Origin of the sequence: uncultured Campylobacter sp. (assembly GCF_938045345.1) — a bacterium.
GTDB lineage: Bacteria > Campylobacterota > Campylobacteria > Campylobacterales > Campylobacteraceae > Campylobacter_B.
On record NZ_CALIMS010000004.1, the window covers coordinates 59582 to 78006 of the forward strand.

Here is an 18425-nt window from a genome sequence, read left to right on the forward strand (position 1 = left end):
CATTCTTATTTTTAAGGAGAGAAAATGAAAAAACTATTAGTTTACGCCACCAAAGGTGGCGATACGAAGGTCGTGAGCGAATACATCGCTTCAAAGCTCGGCTTTGAAATCAAGGAGGCCAAAGAGCTAAATGAGGAGGATTTGGCAGGAGCGGGCACGTTTATTTTTGCGGCTTCGACGCACGGCGACGGACAGATCCAGGCTAAATTTGACGACAAATTGGAGCTTTTGAACAAAACTGATTTTGACGGACGCAAGGTCGCGCTCATAGGCGTTGGCAACATCGAGCGCCACGGCAGCGATTTTTGCAGCGGTATGAGCGCGTTTTTGCCGGTGCTTAAAAAGGCTGATCTCATCGGCGCTTGGGGTGCAGAGGGATATAAATTTAAACATTCGCGCGCCTTCATAAACGGCAAATTCGTAGGTCTTACGATCGATTTTAAGGGCGACGAGCACTGGCAGGCAAGGGCCGATAAGTGGATCGTCGCGGTTGGAGGCGAGTTTTAAATATTTCAATTTTTATGCGACCGAGCGAGATTTAGGCTCGATGAGCCCAAATCTCGCTAAATTTCCCCATTAAATTTCGCGCTCCGCTTCCGAGCGAAGCCCTCTTAAATTTTACTCGCCACAGCGTTAGAATTTCCGCCACATTCAAGCGCCGCCTGCTCATGCCGCGTAAAATTTATCGCTAGCGGGAGCCGCAAATTCCGGCTCGCTGCGCCGAATAGCTCTAAACAATTGCCGCGATAAAATTTAGTTCGCGGCAACTTGCGCGCTATTCGTGCAATAAACGATAAATTTCGCTTGCGATGCTTGATGCCGCTAGCGCGATAAAATTTCGCTTTCGCGACAAAATTCCGCCCGCAGTACTAGCGAGGCACCCGCACGTCAAAATTTCAAGCTCCGCTTTCAAACAGAGCCTCCGCACTAAAATTTTAAAATTTTTAGTTCAAAAAGTCGCTGTGTTTTACAAGCCGTACCGCTTAAAATCGCGCAGATAGGCTAAATTTTATCCGCCCAAGCTCAAAATCTAGCCCGCTCGCGGCGGTCAATTCAATACGGCAATTTAATGCGATCGATTTATAAAATCACCGTCCGAGCCTCAAATATCAGCGCCGCATTAGAAAAGTTATTTTATAATAACCGCATATCAAAATTTAAGGCGATCTATGAAAAGGCTTCTATTTTTCGTCGTTTTTGCGCTGGCCGCCCTCGCCGCGGCGATCTACTTCAATCTCGATAGGCGCGAAGAGGTCGCGCACAAAGCCTACGGCATCATCGACATCAGGCAGAGCTCGCTTAGCTTCGAGCGCAGCGGCCGCATTAGCGCGCTTTATCGCGACGAGGGCGATTTCGTGCAGGCTGGCGACGTCTTGGCGGCTCTGGATACGGCGGATCTGAGTTTTCAAAGACAGGTTCAGATCGCGAGGTGCGACGGGCTTAAATTTAGCTTGCAAAAACTGCAAAGCGGCTTTCGTAGCGAGGAGATCGAGATGGCGGCGGCGAACGTAAGTGCGCTGCAAAACGCCCTACAGCTCGCTACTTTGACGAACGAGCGCCTCAAGAGCCTAGGCAAAAGCAACTCTGCGTCCAAGCAGCAGATCGACGAGGCGTTTTACTCGATGAAGCGCACGCAAGCTCAGCTGCAAAGCGCACAGGCCAATCTGCGCCAGCTTCAAAGCGGCTACCGCGGCGAGGATGTCGGCGCCGCCCGCGCAAATTTAGCAAGCTGCGAGGAAAATCTAAAATATCTGAATTACCAAATCGAGACGCAAAGCGTGCTAAAAGCGCCCTTTAGCGGGCAGATCAGAGCGCGCCTTAAGGAGCTTGGCGACATCAGCATACCCAGCGTGGGCGTTTTTGAGCTCAGCGAAGTAAAAAATAAGCGCGCGAAATTTTATCTAAGCGAAAATCAGCTCCGCTTCCTGCGCGCCGGACAGAGCGTGCGGATCATCGCCGCGGACGGCTCTAGCGCGAGCGCAAAGGTCGCATACGTGAGCCAAACCGCGATGTACACGCCGCGCACGGTGCAGACCGAGGAGCTGCGCGCAGATCTCGTGTGGGAGGCGCGCGCCGATTTCAGCGACGAAGATGGGCAGTTTCGCTTAGGCCAGCCGATAAGCGTGGAATTTTAACGAGCAAACTCTACGCGCGAAATTTTAATGCACGAGCAAAATTTGGCGCGCAGGCGGCACTTTGGATACTGCGGGCAAAATTTGGATAGCAAAGCTCGTCGCCCGGTAAAATTTTACGCAATGCCGCGCGAGCCGTGCATACGGCGTGAGCCTGATGAAATTTTAAAAGCGCGTTTTGAGGTAAAATTTAAACGGCGCCTGTTCGGCAGAGCAGGGCGATAAATTTTTGCTGTGCCTAAAATGCATCGTCTCGGCGGCGATAAAATGCTGCGCGCTTAGGTAGGGCCGTGCGAAGGCGCGCAAAATTTATCGCGCGAGTTTTGTGCGAGTAGGCGGCAGCTTTGGATAAAAGATCGGGGTTTTGTAATGTGGCGAGTAAAATTTTAGCGAAATTTTAGCGCAAAGCAGCGCGGGTTAAATTTTAAAATTTGCGGCTCGGCGGCGACAAGGTAAAAGCCGGGCGGTAGAGCGGCAACGGGCTTTGTTTTTAGCGGTCATTTGCGGTAAACTAGCGACGATTGAGTACTGAAGTAAGGACGGCTAAAATTTCACTACAAAATAAGCAGCGCGATTAAATACAGGTTGCGGGCGGCCGTGAAATTTTACCAAAAGGGCGCGGTAGCTGAAGTCGGTACTATGCTAAGGAAAGCCGAGATTAGGTAAAATTTCGCCAAAATACATGACAGCGGTAAAATTTTACCCCGAGAGGCGCAGCGCAGATAAAGAGCTCGGCACTCATAAGTCGCCAGGTGTCTGAAACTCGCTTTCGTTTGCGTTTTGAAGCAAATTTATCGCGGATACTTACGGGTCGCTTCATGTTTTGAAGACCGCCCCGCTCATGCGCATCGTTAGCGGCGCGGCTAGCCGATGCGATATGCACGCGCTCAAGACGGATCGGGCGGCGCGCGGAATATTCGGCGCGAGCCGTAAGCAACGCCGATCGTGCGGGTACTCGAATTCGAGCGGGCGATTGCAGGGCGCCCAGACGCGATAGGGCTTAGTTTCGCGCGCTTGCGGTAAGTTACGTCGAATTTATGCGAGGTTTGGGCGAAATTGTTTGACGCGCGTCGCGAAGTTTAAAGCGCGCGGCGGTTGTAAAACCAATATGCCGCGACTATCACAAAACTAAGACGCCGTAGCGGCTGCGAAATCAAGACGTCTTTGCGGCTGCAGAAGTAAGGCGTCGCGACAAAGAGCGCCTTTTTGGCATGCATAGGTCTCGTTCGTCGCGCCAAGCGACGGGGCGAGCAATAAAATTTGGAGCTAGGCTTGGATCTACTAAATATCGTAAATTTAAAGAAATTTTACCTGCGAGAGGATCGCAGCAAAAACGTCGTTTTTGAAAATTTTGATCTGCGAATTGGCGATGCGCCGCGGCTCATCAGCCTCACGGGCCCCGACGGCGCGGGCAAATCCACGCTTTTAAAGCTCATCTGCGGCATCATCGCGCCCGATTGCGGCGAAATAAAATTCGCAGGCTTCACCCCCAGCGGCGAAAATAAAGAATTCGTCCGCGCAAACGGCTATATGTCGCAGAGCTTGGGGCTTTACGAGGAGCTTAGCGTCTGGCAAAATTTAAACATTTTCGCGGGCCTAAAAGGGCTCGATCTAAAAGACGGCGAGGAGTATCTGCGCGGGCTTTTGCGCCGCGTGGGACTTTTGAAATTTAAAGATTACGCCGTAGATTCGCTCTCCGGCGGGATGAAACAAAAGCTAGGCGTCGCCTGCGCTATTGCGGCTCGTCCGCGGCTTTTGGTGCTCGATGAGCCCACCGTCGGCGTCGATCCGCTCTCGCGCAGCGAGCTGTGGGCGATCGTGCGCGAGTATCTGGATCAAAGCGGCGCGAAATGCATATTTTCGACGGCGTATTTCGATGAGGCGGCGGATGCCGATCTGACGCTGATTTTGCTCGGCGGCAAGATCATAGCGCAGGAGCGCGCGGCAAAGATCACCGCAGCGCTGCAGGACCGCACCTTTCGCATCGGCGGCGAGGATTATCAGAGCCTGGCGCGCCGCTTGATGTTTAAGACGCAAAGATTTTTAAAAAACTCCCCGCTCATCGACATCTGCCCCAGAGACGGCAGCGTCGATCTGCTAAGCGATGAGCCGATAAGCCTGCGCGATCTGCAGGAGTTTTTAAACGCGAGCCTAGAGGGTGATGATGAAAATACAGAGCGCGAAAACGGGAGCGACAAAGGCACGGATCCTGAAAACGGGCGCGACGAAAATTTTAAAATTTCAAACGAAAACGAGGACGCTAAATTTAACGAAAACGGAAGCGCTAAATTTAAACTCAGCCCGCGCGAGGCAAGCCTAGAGGATGCGTATATTTTTTTAAACAGAGCGGAGATCGGCGCGGCAAACTTCGGCTACGAAAAAAGGAGCTTCGATGCGGCGCAAACCGTCATCAAAGTGCGCGACGTGAGTAAAAAATTCGGCTCATTCACCGCCGTGGAAAATACGAGCTTCGAGGTCAAAAAGGGCGAGATTTTCGGCCTTCTGGGCCCAAACGGCGCGGGCAAGACGACGACCTTTCGCATGATCTGCGCGCTTTTGGGGATGAGCGGGGGCGAGATCTCGGTCATGGGTGAGGATCTGCGCCACGCCAAATCATCGATCAGATCGCGCATCGGCTATGTCTCTCAGAAATTTTCGCTTTACAAAAAACTAAGCTGCTATCAAAATTTAGAGTATTTCGGCCGCAGCTACGGCATCGGCGGAGTAGCGCTAAAGCGGCGTATAGAGGAGCTTTTGAGCGAGTTTGGCTTGCAGCGGCTGCGAAACGAGACGTGGCAGAACTTGCCGTTTGGCGCGGGGCGCAACCTCAGCATGGCGTGCGCGCTCATCCACCGCCCCGAGATTTTGTTTCTCGACGAGGCCACCAGCGGTGCCGATCCGCTCTCGCGCAGGCTCTTTTGGAACCGCATAAATGCGCTCGCGCGCACCGGCGTGAGCGTGGTTGTGACGACGCATTTTATGGAGGAGGCGGAGTATTGCGATCGGTTTTTGATCCAAGATCGCGGCAAAATCCTGGCGCTGGGCAGCCCCGACGAGGTCTGCGTGCAGCACGGGCGGCGGCTTAGCGTGCAGCAGGCGTTCATAAACGAGGTGCAAAAATTTAGAAGCGAGGCGGGCGATGAGGGCTTTTGATCTAAATTTTGCGCGAGCCGCGAGGATTTTTGATCCGAATTTTATGCGGGCGGAGCGAAAACCTGCGCCCCCACGCGATAAAATTCCAAGCAGCGAAAGGCTCTTGCGGGGCGATGAAATTTCAAACGGCAGCGGAATTTTGAGCGGCTTGGCTCTTAATGTCGGTAAAATTCCAAGCGACAGCGGGATTTTTAGCAGCGGCGAAATTTGGAGCGATAATAAAATTTTAAATGTCGGTGAAATTTTAAGAGATTGCGAAATTTCAAGCGGCAGCAGAATTTTGAATGAGATATCGCGCAGCGGGATACGGCGCGGATTTTGTAGATGGGTACTGCGCGAGCTCTGCGGCGAAACAAGCCCGCTTCGTCTGCGCCGTAAATTTCAAAGCGCGAGCGGCTCGCAAACGGATTATAAATTTAAAAGGGCGGTTGCTCTGCAAACAGATCGCAAATTTAAAATGGCAGTCAGTCTGCGAACAGCTTATAAATTTAAAGCCCTGGTGCAAAAATTTCATCGCGGATTTTGTGCCGCCGCGGAGCTTTTGCGTCAGAAATTCCGCAGCGAGGCCGTGCTTCGCAACTGCTTAAAATTTCAAATCTCGCCGTATACGATCAAGCGGCTAAAATTTCAGGGCGCGATGAGCAAAATAGGCGCGAGCAGTCCGTCTGCGCCGTTAAAATTTCAAATCTCGGTTGCCGCGCTTTTGCAATTAAAATTTGGGGGCGTGCCGAATGCGATCCCGCAGCTAAAATTTCAAAGTGCAGTAGTCGCCGAATTTGTGCGATCAAAATTTAGAGGCTTGCCGCGAGCGGCGCAGCGGCGTAAAATCCGAGCACAGGGGCAGGGCGGATGAACTTTACCTTTTTAAAAATCCTCGTAAAAAAGGAGTTTGCGCAGATCGCAAAGGACCGATCGGCGCTCGTGATCGCGTTTTTGATGCCGCTAATTTTGGTCGTGATCTACGGATACGCGATGCGAATGGACATAAAGCCCGTCAAGGTGGGCTTCGTAAGCGATCTAGGCTCCAAAATCGAGCGGGATCTGCTCGGCGGGTTTTTGGGCTCAAAATACTTGCAAACCCGCGTTTACACGGACTTAGAGAGCGCGAGGAGGGATTTTAAGGCGCACGAGATCGAGAGTATTTTGTATTTTGATCCGCGCTTTGCGGCGAAATTTCAAAACACTTTGGGCGGACTCGGCGGCGCAAATGGCGGCATAAATTTAAACCTCTCTAGCGACGACAGCTTCTCCACGGGCAGCACAAGCGATCTCCAAAATACGAGTAGCGGCGAAAATGTCCGTCCGCTTGAGGACAGAGGCGCGGGCACGGAGAGCGACATAAACGCCTCCACAGGCGGCGCAAGCGGCGAGAGTTTGCACCGCAACGGCGCGGAAGCGGGCGGCAGCGGAGTAAATTCAAGCAGCGCGACCGCAAATTCTAGCGGCGGTAGTATGGGCGCGACTGCAAATTCTAGTAGCGGCGCAGGCGACATAGGCGCAAATCAAGGCAGCGTAAATTTAATAGGCGGCGCAGGCGATACGAATACAGGCCTCATCGGCGGTGCGGATGATCTCCAAAATGCAAGCCCTTACGCTAACGACGCAAGCGGTACAGGCGGCGCTGCAAATAACGGCGGCGGCGCGTATGGTGCAGGCGGTGGCTCGAGCAACTCAGACAAAAACGGCGCCGAAATTTTCCTTATCCAAAACGCCACTCAGTCGCAGCTAGCACTTCTTAGCTACGTCTATGTCGCGGGCATAATCGAGCAGGTTTTGGCGCAAGATTACGGCTTTTTAAACGCAAATTTAAACGCCGCGGCAAGGCCCGTCAGCGTGAACTATCGCAGCTGGTTCAATGAAGCCAACGAATCGACGTGGTATCTCGTATCTGCCGAGTACGTGGGGATTTTGGGCCTCATCTGCCTATTTATGGTCGCGGTCGTGATCTCGCGCGAATGGGACCGCGGCACGATCGCCTCGCTTTACAACTCCAACGCAAGCGCGCTTGAGATCGTCACTGCCAAGGTCGGCGCGTATTATTTCCTAGCGCTTTTGGGCGGCGCGATGACGCTCGTTTATGGGCAGACGCTTTTGGGCATCCCGATCCGCGGCAGCGTAGCGATGCTGCTGGCGACGCTTTGCGTATTCGTGCTGGAGATGACCTGCCTAGGCATGCTGATCTCGGCGATCTGCAAAAATCAATTCCTAGCGCAGGAATACGCTATCGTCATCGGCTATATGCCCGTGACGCTGCTTAGCGGCATGATATTTGATCTGCGCGGACTGCCCGCAGCGGTCAACTTCATCGGGCACCTGCTGCCGCCCACATACGCGGTCGAGTCTTTTCGCATCTGCTTCCTCTCGGGCGGACAGAGCGCGACGCTGTGGGTAAACCTCGCCATTCAGGCGCTCGGAGCGGTTCTGTTTTTCAGCTTATGCGTGCTTAGCGTAAAAAGGGGCGCACGATGAAAAATTTATTTTTGCTTTACACTTGCGCGGAGAAATTTCGCGCCGCAAAAATCAGCGCAATTAATGTTTCGCTTTCGCTCGAGGCATCGATGGCGGAATTTTACGTCGCCAAAAGAAAGGACGCGATGAAAATTTTAGAATTTTTGCGCAAGCAAACGGAGCGTGGGCTTGAAATTTTAAAATTTCTTAGCGCGAGGTATTTTGGCTCGCATAAACAGGCGGCAGGGCGTAGATCTGAAATTTTAAAATTTAGCGCCGCAGAGAGCTCAAAAAGCCGCTTCGAGCCGCAAAAACAAGCGGCGGAATTTTTAAAATTTTCGCCTATGCCGTGCAATCGGTTTGGAATTTTAATTAAAACAAGCTTTGGCGGCGCAATCTTACGACGTAGCTACGAGAGAGGGCGCGCGATGGGATTTTTAAAGTTCACGCACGCTCTAGCGCGTCTCACGAACGCCGTGCAAAATTTCATAACACAGCACAGATTTAGAATTTTAAAATTTGTGCCCGGATGTGTGCATTATGCACACATCGCACAAAATTTTATATCGAAGTGCGGATTTAAAATTTTAAAGTTTATTCACAAGCCGCTGCATGCTCTACGCCATGCTTTAACACGTGCTCTACGCTGCACTTCGCTACGCGCGGATAAAGCCGAAGCAGGGCGTGCGGCGCGGCTTACTTCGCAACATACGTACGACGCGGTAGAAAAATGGCGTGCGGTTAAGTTTAATCATGCGAGCGGTTTGGATTCCGCGCAGCGCCGCATAGCGCGACTTTGTAGCGCAGCTGCACGGCGTAACTACGAAGCGTGGCGTAGCGAAATTTACGCCGTTTGCTTGCATAAATACTCCGCTTTGATCCGAGCCGCAAGCGGTAAAATTTCGCGCTATGAAGTAGGGCGAGCAACGAATGTTTTGCTTTCACGGGGAGTGCAAAGAATGAAATTTTACGCTCTGAATAGGCATACGATGAAATTTTTAAAATTTCTCGCCGCAAGAAGCTTTGGCTTACAAAGGGCGACGGAGCTTTTAAATTTAACGCTCGCGCCGTCGCGTAATGGGTTTGAAATTTTAAAATTTACGCGCGTTTCAGCGCGTCTTGCGGACACAGCGCAAAATTTTATATTGCAGCGTGGATTTAAAATTTTAAAATTTATTCAAGAGCTGCCGTTCGCTCCGCGCTGCGTTTTGCCGCGCGTAGATAGTGCCGAAACAGGGCGTACGGCGCGGCTTACTTCGCAGCATACGCACGACGCTACAGAAAAACGGCGCGCGGTTAAGATTAATCAATATTTGAATTCTGCGCGACGCCGCATAGTGCGACTTCGTAGCGCAGCTGCACGGCACGGCTACGAAGTAGGGCGCACGGAAAAATTTAGCAAATTTAGCCTCACAAACGCATTTTTAAATTTCATCTCCTTGCCGCTGCGTAAATTTAAACTCGCGCTTTTAAAATTTACGCCCGAGCTGCCGCGCAATAGATCTGAAATTTTAAATTTCATGTTCGCGTCGTATAAGCTCAGGCTCGCGCTGCGGAAATTTACGCCCGAGCCGCGCAAAATTAAATCGGCGCCCACAGTGCGTTTAAATTTCGCTTTCAATTCCGTGCCGCGAGCCCGCACCTCTAAATTTAAAAATAGAATTAAATTTAAAGGCGCCGCTAAATTTAAAAGGGGCGCGCGATGAACGCTCTGCGAAAATCCCTGCTTCGAATTCGCGCGCTGATAAAAAAGGAATTTTTGGCGATGTTTCGCGATAAGGGCACGCGTATGGTGCTGATCGTGCCGGTGCTGGTGCAGGCGATCATATTCGGCTACGGCGCGAATTTCACCCCCGAGCAGGTGCGCTACGCGATTTTGGACGACGCCCGCGATGCGACGTCCACCGCGCTGGTGCAGAGCATCGCCGCTACGCCGATGTTTAAGACCGAACTTGGCTGCAAAGACCTAACTTGCCTGCGCCGCGCGGTAAGCGAGGGAGAGGCGATCATCGGGATCTATTTCGGCAGCGATTTTAAGGACACGCATGAGATTTTGATCATCGCAGATTCGCGCAATACGACCTTGGCAAACACCGTCATCGGCTTCGTGCAGGCCATAGCTGGGGAATACAACGCGCAGCATTTTGTTAATTTAATCAGCATAAATCCGCGCTATGTTTTTAACGAAAACACGATCACGCGCTACACGATCATGACGGGGATGATTTTGGGGCTTTCGATGATTCAGGTGCTGATGCTATCGGCGTTTAGCGTCTCCCGCGAGCGCGAGGAGGGGAGCTTCGATATGATGCTGATGACGCCCGCGAACCCGCTTGAGATGCTGATCGGCAAAGCCGTGCCGCCCGTGCTGATCGCGATCGCGCAGGGGCTCGCGCTGTTTTTGATCTGCGTATTTTACTTCGAAATTCCATTCCGCGGGCGCTTTGCGCATCTTTTTGCGATCATCGCGATCTTTAGCGCCTGCAACGTAGGCATCGGTCTCGTGATCTCGACTGTTTGCAAAACCTCGCTACAATCGGTCGTGAGCTCGTTTTTGTTCCTGCTGCCGTGCATTATGATAAGCGGGTTGATAACGCCTGCGGACGCGATGCCGCGGTGGTTTTACTACATAGCGCACCTCGATCCGATGTATTATGCCAACAACTGCATGTGGCGGATCTATCTAGAGGGCGCGGGCCTAGGCGAGCTGTGGCATCTCATCGTACCGCTGCTGCTGATCGGCGCGGGCACGATGGCACTGGCCGCGTCGCTTTTTAGAAATAAGCTGGATTAGGGATTTAGATCGGAATTTAGTTTAGAATTTCAGCTGGAATTTTGGCTTGGATTTTGCTTCGTCGGAATTTTTGGATTGAACCTCTGCTTAAAATTTTAAATTGATCGCGGAATTTCAGCTTGGAATTTTGCCCTAAATTTTGCGCGTTCGTAGCGGATAAAATTAAATCAAAATTCCGTGTTTCCGCCTGGTGCATTGCGCGTCGCGATAAATTTTGCGCCTTAAATTTTAAAAATTTTGCGAAATTCCGTCTTGCGAATAGAGTTAGAATTTAAATCCAGGGTTGCCCGGGCGTCTTGCGGCGGTCGTATCATCTGCGCTCACTTTGGAAGCAGGCATTTTTGCGGTATCTGCGCTCGCCTTGGAAGCGGGCTTTTTCGCATCGTCCGCGTCCGATTTCTTAAAAGTGGCGAGTTTGCTGTAAATGCTCGGTTTTTCGCCGTCCGCGCCTAGCTTGGCGCCGTCAAGCTCGCTAGAATTTTCCGCGCCGCATAACCTTGCGGGGTTGAATTTTATCCACGCTATGATTAGCAAAATCCCCGAAAACGCTGTTACCAGCGACGCTGTGATTAGATACGGCAGCGCGAGGATTACGCCTATTTTAGCTAGCGTGCCCGATACCGCTTCGCAGGGCCACGTCACGGACACCACTATGCCGTAGATTTTAAATAAATCCACGCCGCTAAGTGTGGCTAGGCGGCAGTTTAATACGCCCCAGATTATCACCGCTGCGCACGTCGAAAGGACGTAGAGTAGGGTGTAGAGTAGACCTAGCATCGCGCCATCTTTTAGCGCTACTATCATGGCGCAGTAGCACAAAATAGCGACGATTGGGATGCTTTCTATCAGCCTATAGGTCTTAACGAAGCGCACGCCTAGCGCCTTTTCTAGGCAAACGAAGCAGTCGTAAAATATCGCTAGTGTCGCTAGCAGCGCTAAAACTCTAAAAATCGCGACCGCGTCCTCGTCTATGTCGCTTACGCCCACCGTGCCGCTTATGCCGATGCCTAGCAAAATCACGGCGCCTAAAACTCCGCGGAATTTCGCCTTGCGAAGTAGATCTTGCTTTGAAATTTCTTTCATTTTTATCCTTTGAATTTTCTAAATTTACGCGCTATCTTGCGGCTTTTCTGCGTGTGGCGACGCTGTGCCGGATGGCGCGGCTTGGACATTGCGGTTTAGACTTGCAAAAGGCGTGGTCGCCGCAAAACGAAAGCGCTTCGGCTTAGGTGAGCTTTTCTATCTTGCTCCAAGCTAGCAGATGCACGATGCTAGTTATTATCAAGGCAGCAAACGGCAAAAATTCCTTCAATGACGCGATAATTAAAACCGCATCGGAATCGCCAATTTGCGGCTTGGAGGCAGCCAAACCGAAGGGCCCTGCGCCACATAGCCAATTTAACGCGAAAAAGAAGGCGCAGAGCCACACATAGATCCGAAAGGTCATCACGCCGCTTATGCGCGCCAAAGAGAAATTTATGCGAAGCCACGCTACGATTATGTAGATTGCGGCTGCGGGCACCGCTAAATTCCATATAGTTTCTTCTATCATCTCTTTCATCGTTACTTCTCTGTAACAACCTGCCGGATAAAATAATAAAAGCGCCACGAAGCATATGCAGAGAATTACGCAGTTGCGGTAAAGCGCCGCCGCTTTTATGCCGCTAAGCATTGAAATTTTGCGGAGCGCTCTTAGCCTATAAATCACCGAGAAACAGATAAGAGCGATAAAAATTCCACCTATGATCACGATATTATATGGATACCCCGGTATGCCCTCAAAAACAAAGTCTATCGCCATCAAAACCACCGGTAACGCCGCTAAAAATAGATCAATGCCGGTGCTGATCATCCCATTTTTTCTTGCTTGAGATACGGTGTCTTGCACGTCGTATAACTCCTTTTAAAAATTTATTTCAATATGCAAAAAGCAGATGTTAAAACGCTAATCAAACCGAAAAGAGCGAAATTTTATCGTGACAAGAGGTTTATGAAATTTAAAATTTAAACCTCCGCGCTTATCTTTTCTATCTTGCTCCAGGCTAGCAGATGCACGATGCTAGTTATCACAAGAGCGACAAACGGTAGGAGTAGTTTAAGCATTACGACAGCAATAGCCAAAGCCGAGACCTGCTCGGTCCGTGGCTCGGAAATGGCTATAGCAATAATCGCTGCATTGCATAGTATGTTTAGCACGAAAAGTCCCACGCAGAGCCACACATAAGTTCGAAAGGTACTTACGCCGCTTACGCGCGCAAGCGAAAAATTTATGCGAAACCATGCGACGATTATGTAAATAACGCCTACGAAAAGTGCTAGTCCAAATATCGCCGCAAATGGATTATCACTCTGCCCGCCGTCTGCGTCAGGCTCTCTCGGATAAAGGTGATTGAGTACGAGCGCTAGCGCGAAAAAGCAGACGCAGATTATTATGCAGTTGCGATAAAGCGTCGCTGCTTTTATGCCGCTAAGCGCTGAAATTTTTCGGAGTGCCTGCAATCTGAAAAATGCCGAAACACAAATAAAAGCGATCAAAATTCCGCTAGCGATATAATTTATCGTCTCGTCGTCAAGGTGCCATGGCTCGCTGAAAGAGACATAGCCTACTACGATAAAAACCGCGGGTAGCGCCGCCAAAAACAGATCGATGCCGGTGCTGATCATCCCTTCTTTTCTTGCCTGAGATACAATGAATTGCATATATAAACCCTTTTTAAAAATTTGACTCGAAGTATATATAAACAAACATAAAACACGGATTAAATCGCAAAAATCGGAATTCTATCGCGACAAGATATTTGCGAAATTTTAAACTTTTACGCTTATCTTTTCTATCTTGCTCCAGGCTAGCAGATGCACGATGCCGGTTATTATGAGGGTTATGGGGAATATCAAATGGTATAGTGCATTTAACGGAAAAAGGATGACGCATAACCACACATATGTCTCAAAGATCCCCACGCCGCTTACGCGCGCTAGAGTGAAATTTATGCAAAACCACGCTACGATCATGTAGATTGCGCCTGCAAACGCTATCAAAATGCACAATATCATTGCCAAATGTTTGTGTGAGATCGACAAAGGAATCGATAAAAAGATGCTTGTTATGGCAATGACACAGATGCAGACAATTACGCAGTTGCGGTAAAGTGCCGCCGCCCTTATGCCGCTAAGCATTGAAATTTTGCGGAGCGTTCTTAGCCTGAAAAATACCGAAACACACAAAAGAGCAAAAATAATTCCGACAGTGATATAGGTAGCCGTCTTGTTGCCGCTAAGTCCTAGCATATCGTCCTTAGCAATATCTAGCGCAACTAAAGTCGCAGGCACTGCCGCTAAAAACAGATCGATGCCGGTGCTGATCATCCCCTCTTTTCTTGCCTGAGATACGAGATCTTGCATAATAAGCCTTTTTAAAATTTATCCCGAAGTATACATAAATCGATGTAAAGCAGGAATTAAATAGCTAAATTTAAAATTTTTAAATTTCATCGCAGCCAAATTTCGTTGCAGACAAGCACATACTGCGGAATTTCGGAATTCCACCAGGCAAATATAAAATTCCGTCATGGGATTTTAAAACGGAATTTAGCCTATGGATTTGCGGGGTAGAATTCCACTGTGAAATTTCAAAATCTCAAGCGCGACATACTTTCATAGCACGCTTTGAAAGTCAGCAAACCGCAGGTAGAATTCTACTATGGAATTTAGACTGGAATTCTATGGCAAAACCTCGATATAAAATTTTAATCGGAATTTCAAGACGGCATTTCAAGACAAAATTCTGCGATTTAAATTTAGCTAAAGACAAAATTCTGCGATTTAAAATTGCGCGCCGATTGATGAGTTGCTTTGTCGCGCCGCTACTTCACCTGCGCGCTGAAAATTTGCGTGATGCTGGGGATTTGCTCGCCCGCAACGTCAAATTTCGCCGTTTTGATCTGTACGCCGTAGAGCGAGCTAAGCGCGGCTTCGGTTAAAATTTCGTTACTTACGCCGTAGTTGTAGCTAAGATCATTTCGCAAGATCAGTGTGCGATCGGCGACTGCGAGGGCGTGGTTAGGCTGATGGGTGGTAAAAACTATGCTCGCATCGCTATTTGAGCGCAGATTCGCGATGAGGCTTAGCACGCGGTCTTGGTTTTTGATATCAAGCGCGCTGGCAGGCTCGTCCAAAAACAGCACGTCGCTACCGCTAGCTAGGGCTCTAGCAAAGAGCACGAGCTGCCTCTGCCCGCCGCTAAGGGCGTTAAAGCTGCGCTTTTGCAGATGGGCGACGCCTAGCGTATCCAGAGCGTCAAGGCAGATTTGAATATCCTTTTTGCCCGGTTTTGAAAAGAGCGAGATCTCGCGTACCCGCCCCATCAGTACGATGTCAAGCACGCTGTAATCAAACGCGACGTTAAAGCTTTGAGGCAAGAAAGCAAATTTTGCCTTGCGCACGATCTCGCCTTCTTTAGGCTGCAAAATCCCCATCATACACGACATTAGCGTACTTTTGCCTTGCCCGTTTAAGCCCAAAATCGCTAATGTTTGAGAGCTGGAAAGCTCGAAGCTTAAGTTGCGAAAGCAGAATTTTTCCGCCTCGTAGTAAAAGCCAGCATTTTTTACCTCAATTAGATTTTGCATTTTTGGCACTCCTTTTTAGAAGTAGGGCAAAGATCGGGCTTCCGATGAGAGCGGATAGAATTCCCAAAGGAATTTCGGCGCTACTTAGCGAGCGAGATAGATCGTCGATTGCCAGCATAAAGATCGCTCCTGTGATGAAGCAGGCAGGCATTAGCTTCACGTGGTCGCTGCCCGCGATGAGCCTGGTGGCGTGCGGCACTACAAGACCTACCCAGCCGATATTTCCGCTGACGCTAACTTGTACGGCGATCAGAGCGGTGCAAAGCGCTAGGATCGTGCAGCGCAGAAACTTAACATCCACGCCTAGCACGCGCAAATCATCATCATTTAGGCTGAGTAGATTAAACCGCCATCTCAGCGCGATTAAGACTGCAGAAGCGGGCAGGGCGATCGCGCACATCAAAATTACTTTATCATATCCTGCGCTTACGAAGCTTCCTAGTAGCCAAAAGACGATATTAGGCAGCACTTCCTCATCGTCTGCCAGATACTGCACCAAGCTCGTAAGTGCGGCAAATACGCCGTTAATGACTATACCTGCCAAAATGAGCGAGAAAATATCGGCGCGTGCTACGAATTTTGCCAAAAGATAGAGCAAAAATAGCGCTGCAAGCCCGAAGCAAAATGCAAAACCCGCAAGCCATAAGCCGCTCAATCCTAGCAAAATACAAAGCGCGCCGCCGAATGCCGCTGCAGTGCTAACGCCTACGATGTGCGGGCCAACGAGCGGGTTTTTAAATACCGCCTGTAAGCTCAAACCCGCGATAGCAAGCGCTCCACCGCAAAGGCTGGAGAGTAGAATGCGTGGAATTCTAACATCCATCATCACACTTTTGGCAGCTTCATCGCCGCCTCCGCTAAAGAGAATTTTAAAAATTTCTTCTAACGGTATATGAAACTGCCCGCTAGCGAGCGAGATTAGCGCCAGCACTACCCAAAAAAGAAGCAGGATTACGTTTAGCATTATTTTTGATATTTGACGCGGTAAAATTTCTCGTAGAATTCCTCTACTTTTTTATCAAAGTTTGCGTCCTTAAAATTTTGCGGATAAAGTTTCATCGCAAGCCATTCCTCACCAAGCGCCATCGCTTCAGCAGTCGGATGCCCCCAGGCTTTAACGAATTCAGGCATTAGATAAATTCTATCCTCTTTCACGGCGCTAAGACCTTTTAGCGCAGGGTTTGCTTTAAGCTCGGCAGGTACTTGAGGATAGCGATTTTGTACTAAGATAATCTGCGGATTCCATGCTAAAATTTGCTCCGGCGAAACCTGCTTGTAGCCCTTTATATCTGCAGCGGCGACGTTTGTCGCACCCGCTCTTGCTAGCATTACGCCAGTATATTTGCCACTACCGTAGGTCGTAAGATCGGGATTCGCCATATAAACTCTAGGTCTTTTATCTACGATAAAATTGCTAAATTTGGCATTTAAATCAGCTTGCGATTTTTTAACGAAATCTATTAGTTCAGCGGCATCCTTTTCGTGATTGCTTAGTTCGCCTAGAATTTTAACCCCCTCGTAAAAGCCCTCATCGTAGGCGGCGAAGCTATCGCGTTCATCTTTAAAGGTCGGATTTAGCTTAGCTTTTTCCTCTTGTGCAGAGCTAAAAAATGAAATGCCTACGACTGGGATTTTTAACTCCTCCATTTTAGCGATATATTCTTTAGGGAAGTAGTTGACCACTACGACCGCATCGGGCTTTAGACTAAGCAGAGCTTCGTAATTGACATCTTTGATATCGCCCGGATTAGGTAGGTTTTTAAAACTCGGCGCCAAGCGATTATACTCTTTGCCTAGGCGCTGCTCCCAGCTTTTTAGGATGCCTACGACCTTATCTTGGGCGTTGATTTCGTTTAAGACATTGAGCGCTTCGTGGTGTAGCACGACGATACGATTTACTTGATCCGGGATTGTGACCTTGCGGCCGAGCTGATCGGTAATCGTGCGATCTGCAAAAGCCAGGCTAGCGCAAAGCGCTGCACCAAGAAGGATTGAGTGAAGTTTAAGCATTTTTTCTCCTTGAAAATTCCGCTAAAATATGCGGGGTTAGAATAGCGGAATTATAGCCGATCGGTATAAAATCCAGATAAATTTTTATATAAATTTCATTTTGTCGTGGGAATTTCAAATACTTTTGCAAGGCGGAATTTTGCGATTTTACGCAAAATTTTGCTAGTAAAAATTTTTACCCGTCTCCTCTAGGCTAATAGGATACTGCCCGATGCCAAGCGATACCGATTGGTTTTTTGATTTATTTTGTAGGCATCGCCCATAAGCTTTTATTCCAAAGCTCTGCGCCTGAAATTCCTTTAATTCTAATCCAAGCGATAATTTCTAAAATTTCAGATAAAATGATTACCGTAAGTGCGGCATAGCGGGCAGGTGCGCTGCCATACCACGACTGTTCGACGTGTAGTATTTTAAAAAGTTTAGGAAGCGCTCCCCAAATTAAAGTTATCACGGCGCAAAGATAGAAAATTTTACTTCCGCTTGCCTTGCCGAGCAAGTATAGTGTGGCGACCCGCTTCCAAAGAACGATGAGTGCCAGCATAATATTTGCGGTGCTCCAAAGAGCTATGATTTGAGATTTTCCGATCTCGGATAGATGCTCCAAGCCTGCATAAAGCGCACCCATTACGCAATAAAAGGCTCCTTCGAAGGAGCTGCCGTTTTGCTGCGGAGCGTAATCCCAAATATCAAGACCGATATAATTTATCGAATAAAATAGCATCGCGCCCAGCAAGGCGGCATATATCGCGTAGGCAAAAAACATAGCGCGATACGCGTTAAAGACTTTGCTAGCGGAGATATCTGAGATCATTTTGGTTGCCGAAAGCTTAAAGCTCATCGAAGTAAAAATTACGGCGACGATTATGGTCGCAGCGGCGAAAAATCCTCTCATCGTAATATCGTGCAAAAACTCACAACAAACCCAAATGATCAGATAACAGCATATTGCCAAAACGCTAGAGGTTATACCGCGAAATTTTATGGCGTTTAAAGTATCGCGCTTCATTTTTTGCCTTTAGATTTTTAAAATTTTATGGCGGATTATACTTGCGGGGTTTGAAATTTAAATAAATTTTAGAAACCCCGCGTTGCCAAATTTTAAAATTTCGCGCCGTAAGATCGCAAAATTCTGTCTCACAAAAGCTCCGTGATAAAAAATTTGCGGCAAATTCTACATCCAAAGCGTTGCGCTATAAAGCCTAAATTTAGGCGGATTGCTCTATAATTCATAATTTCATTTTGCCTTTCCGGTGTATCTTA

General features: G+C 49.1%; 15 protein-coding genes. 7 read left to right on the top strand and 8 right to left on the bottom strand.

Translation table 11 applies throughout. The features are described 5' to 3' along the window. Positions 1-24 precede the first annotated feature (24 nt). The 7 genes from Q0144_RS00605 (at position 25) to Q0144_RS00635 (ending at position 10527) form a co-directional block, all read left to right on the top strand. Positions 25-507 (top strand): flavodoxin domain-containing protein, encoded by a 483-nt coding sequence (locus Q0144_RS00605; protein ID WP_298060888.1) that lies wholly within the window; start codon positions 25-27, stop codon positions 505-507. A 662-nt stretch (positions 508-1169) separates the two neighbouring features. Further along, positions 1170-2135 (top strand): HlyD family efflux transporter periplasmic adaptor subunit, encoded by a 966-nt coding sequence (locus Q0144_RS00610; protein WP_298060889.1) that lies wholly within the window; start codon positions 1170-1172, stop codon positions 2133-2135. A 1269-nt stretch (positions 2136-3404) separates the two neighbouring features. Beyond that, positions 3405-5285, top strand: a complete 1881-nt coding sequence (locus tag Q0144_RS00615; RefSeq protein ID WP_298060890.1) for an ATP-binding cassette domain-containing protein — start codon at positions 3405-3407, stop codon at positions 5283-5285. Continuing rightward, positions 5272-6138, top strand: a complete 867-nt coding sequence (locus Q0144_RS00620; protein WP_298060892.1) for a hypothetical protein — start codon at positions 5272-5274, stop codon at positions 6136-6138. The genes Q0144_RS00615 and Q0144_RS00620 overlap by 14 nt, the downstream gene beginning before the upstream one ends. After that, positions 6135-7754, top strand: coding sequence for an ABC transporter permease (locus Q0144_RS00625; RefSeq protein ID WP_298060893.1), 1620 nt, complete (start codon positions 6135-6137; stop codon positions 7752-7754). The genes Q0144_RS00620 and Q0144_RS00625 overlap by 4 nt, the downstream gene beginning before the upstream one ends. Further along, positions 7751-9439, top strand: a complete 1689-nt coding sequence (locus Q0144_RS00630; RefSeq protein WP_298060894.1) for a hypothetical protein — start codon at positions 7751-7753, stop codon at positions 9437-9439. The genes Q0144_RS00625 and Q0144_RS00630 overlap by 4 nt, the downstream gene beginning before the upstream one ends. Continuing rightward, entirely contained in the window at positions 9436-10527 is a 1092-nt protein-coding gene (locus Q0144_RS00635) for an ABC transporter permease (RefSeq protein ID WP_298060896.1), read from the top strand. Before Q0144_RS00630 ends, Q0144_RS00635 begins: the two co-directional genes overlap by 4 nt. 264 nt (positions 10528-10791) lie before the next feature. Here the strand turns inward: Q0144_RS00635 and Q0144_RS00640 are convergent, their stop codons facing one another. The 8 genes from Q0144_RS00640 to Q0144_RS00675 form a co-directional block, all read right to left on the bottom strand. After that, the gene (locus tag Q0144_RS00640; protein WP_298060897.1) at positions 10792-11610 is read right to left on the bottom strand and encodes a hypothetical protein; all 819 of its coding nucleotides are present in this window, start codon (positions 11608-11610) and stop codon (positions 10792-10794) included. Between the two features lie 142 nt (positions 11611-11752). Beyond that, on the bottom strand, positions 11753-12415 hold the full coding sequence (locus Q0144_RS00645) for a hypothetical protein (RefSeq protein ID WP_298060898.1): 663 nt from the start codon (positions 12413-12415) through the stop codon (positions 11753-11755). A gap of 116 nt (positions 12416-12531) precedes the next feature. Beyond that, positions 12532-13227 (bottom strand): hypothetical protein, encoded by a 696-nt coding sequence (locus Q0144_RS00650; RefSeq protein WP_298060899.1) that lies wholly within the window; start codon positions 13225-13227, stop codon positions 12532-12534. 108 nt (positions 13228-13335) lie between these two features. Next, complete coding sequence (locus tag Q0144_RS00655) at positions 13336-13929, bottom strand: hypothetical protein (protein WP_298060901.1); 594 nt, start codon at positions 13927-13929, stop codon at positions 13336-13338. A gap of 461 nt (positions 13930-14390) precedes the next feature. Continuing rightward, positions 14391-15155 (bottom strand): ABC transporter ATP-binding protein, encoded by a 765-nt coding sequence (locus Q0144_RS00660; RefSeq protein WP_298060902.1) that lies wholly within the window; start codon positions 15153-15155, stop codon positions 14391-14393. Beyond that, positions 15139-16119 carry an iron ABC transporter permease gene (locus tag Q0144_RS00665; RefSeq protein WP_298060904.1) on the bottom strand — a complete coding sequence of 327 codons (981 nt, stop codon included), beginning with the start codon at positions 16117-16119 and terminating at the stop codon, positions 15139-15141. Before Q0144_RS00665 ends, Q0144_RS00660 begins: the two co-directional genes overlap by 17 nt. Next, the gene (locus Q0144_RS00670; RefSeq protein ID WP_177388356.1) at positions 16119-17165 is read right to left on the bottom strand and encodes an ABC transporter substrate-binding protein; all 1047 of its coding nucleotides are present in this window, start codon (positions 17163-17165) and stop codon (positions 16119-16121) included. The genes Q0144_RS00665 and Q0144_RS00670 overlap by 1 nt, the downstream gene beginning before the upstream one ends. A gap of 241 nt (positions 17166-17406) precedes the next feature. Beyond that, positions 17407-18171: a hypothetical protein gene (locus Q0144_RS00675; RefSeq protein ID WP_298060905.1), complete on the bottom strand. Its 765-nt coding sequence runs from the start codon at positions 18169-18171 to the stop codon at positions 17407-17409. Positions 18172-18425: the final 254 nt, after the last annotated feature.

Bases quoted from the DNA above. Each gene is read 5' to 3' on its own strand.
- Q0144_RS00605 (WP_298060888.1), top strand. From the start codon at position 25: ATGAAAAAACTATTAGTTTACGCCACCAAAGGTGGCGATACGAAGGTC.
- Q0144_RS00620 (WP_298060892.1), top strand. From the start codon at position 5,272: ATGAGGGCTTTTGATCTAAATTTTGCGCGAGCCGCGAGGATTTTTGAT.
- Q0144_RS00660 (WP_298060902.1), bottom strand. From the start codon at position 15,155: ATGCAAAATCTAATTGAGGTAAAAAATGCTGGCTTTTACTACGAGGCG.
- Q0144_RS00635 (WP_298060896.1), top strand. From the start codon at position 9,436: ATGAACGCTCTGCGAAAATCCCTGCTTCGAATTCGCGCGCTGATAAAA.
- Q0144_RS00610 (WP_298060889.1), top strand. From the start codon at position 1,170: ATGAAAAGGCTTCTATTTTTCGTCGTTTTTGCGCTGGCCGCCCTCGCC.
- Q0144_RS00655 (WP_298060901.1), bottom strand. From the start codon at position 13,929: ATGCAAGATCTCGTATCTCAGGCAAGAAAAGAGGGGATGATCAGCACC.
- Q0144_RS00630 (WP_298060894.1), top strand. From the start codon at position 7,751: ATGAAAAATTTATTTTTGCTTTACACTTGCGCGGAGAAATTTCGCGCC.
- Q0144_RS00675 (WP_298060905.1), bottom strand. From the start codon at position 18,171: ATGAAGCGCGATACTTTAAACGCCATAAAATTTCGCGGTATAACCTCT.
- Q0144_RS00625 (WP_298060893.1), top strand. From the start codon at position 6,135: ATGAACTTTACCTTTTTAAAAATCCTCGTAAAAAAGGAGTTTGCGCAG.
- Q0144_RS00670 (WP_177388356.1), bottom strand. From the start codon at position 17,165: ATGCTTAAACTTCACTCAATCCTTCTTGGTGCAGCGCTTTGCGCTAGC.
- Q0144_RS00640 (WP_298060897.1), bottom strand. From the start codon at position 11,610: ATGAAAGAAATTTCAAAGCAAGATCTACTTCGCAAGGCGAAATTCCGC.
- Q0144_RS00650 (WP_298060899.1), bottom strand. From the start codon at position 13,227: ATGCAATTCATTGTATCTCAGGCAAGAAAAGAAGGGATGATCAGCACC.
- Q0144_RS00665 (WP_298060904.1), bottom strand. From the start codon at position 16,119: ATGCTAAACGTAATCCTGCTTCTTTTTTGGGTAGTGCTGGCGCTAATC.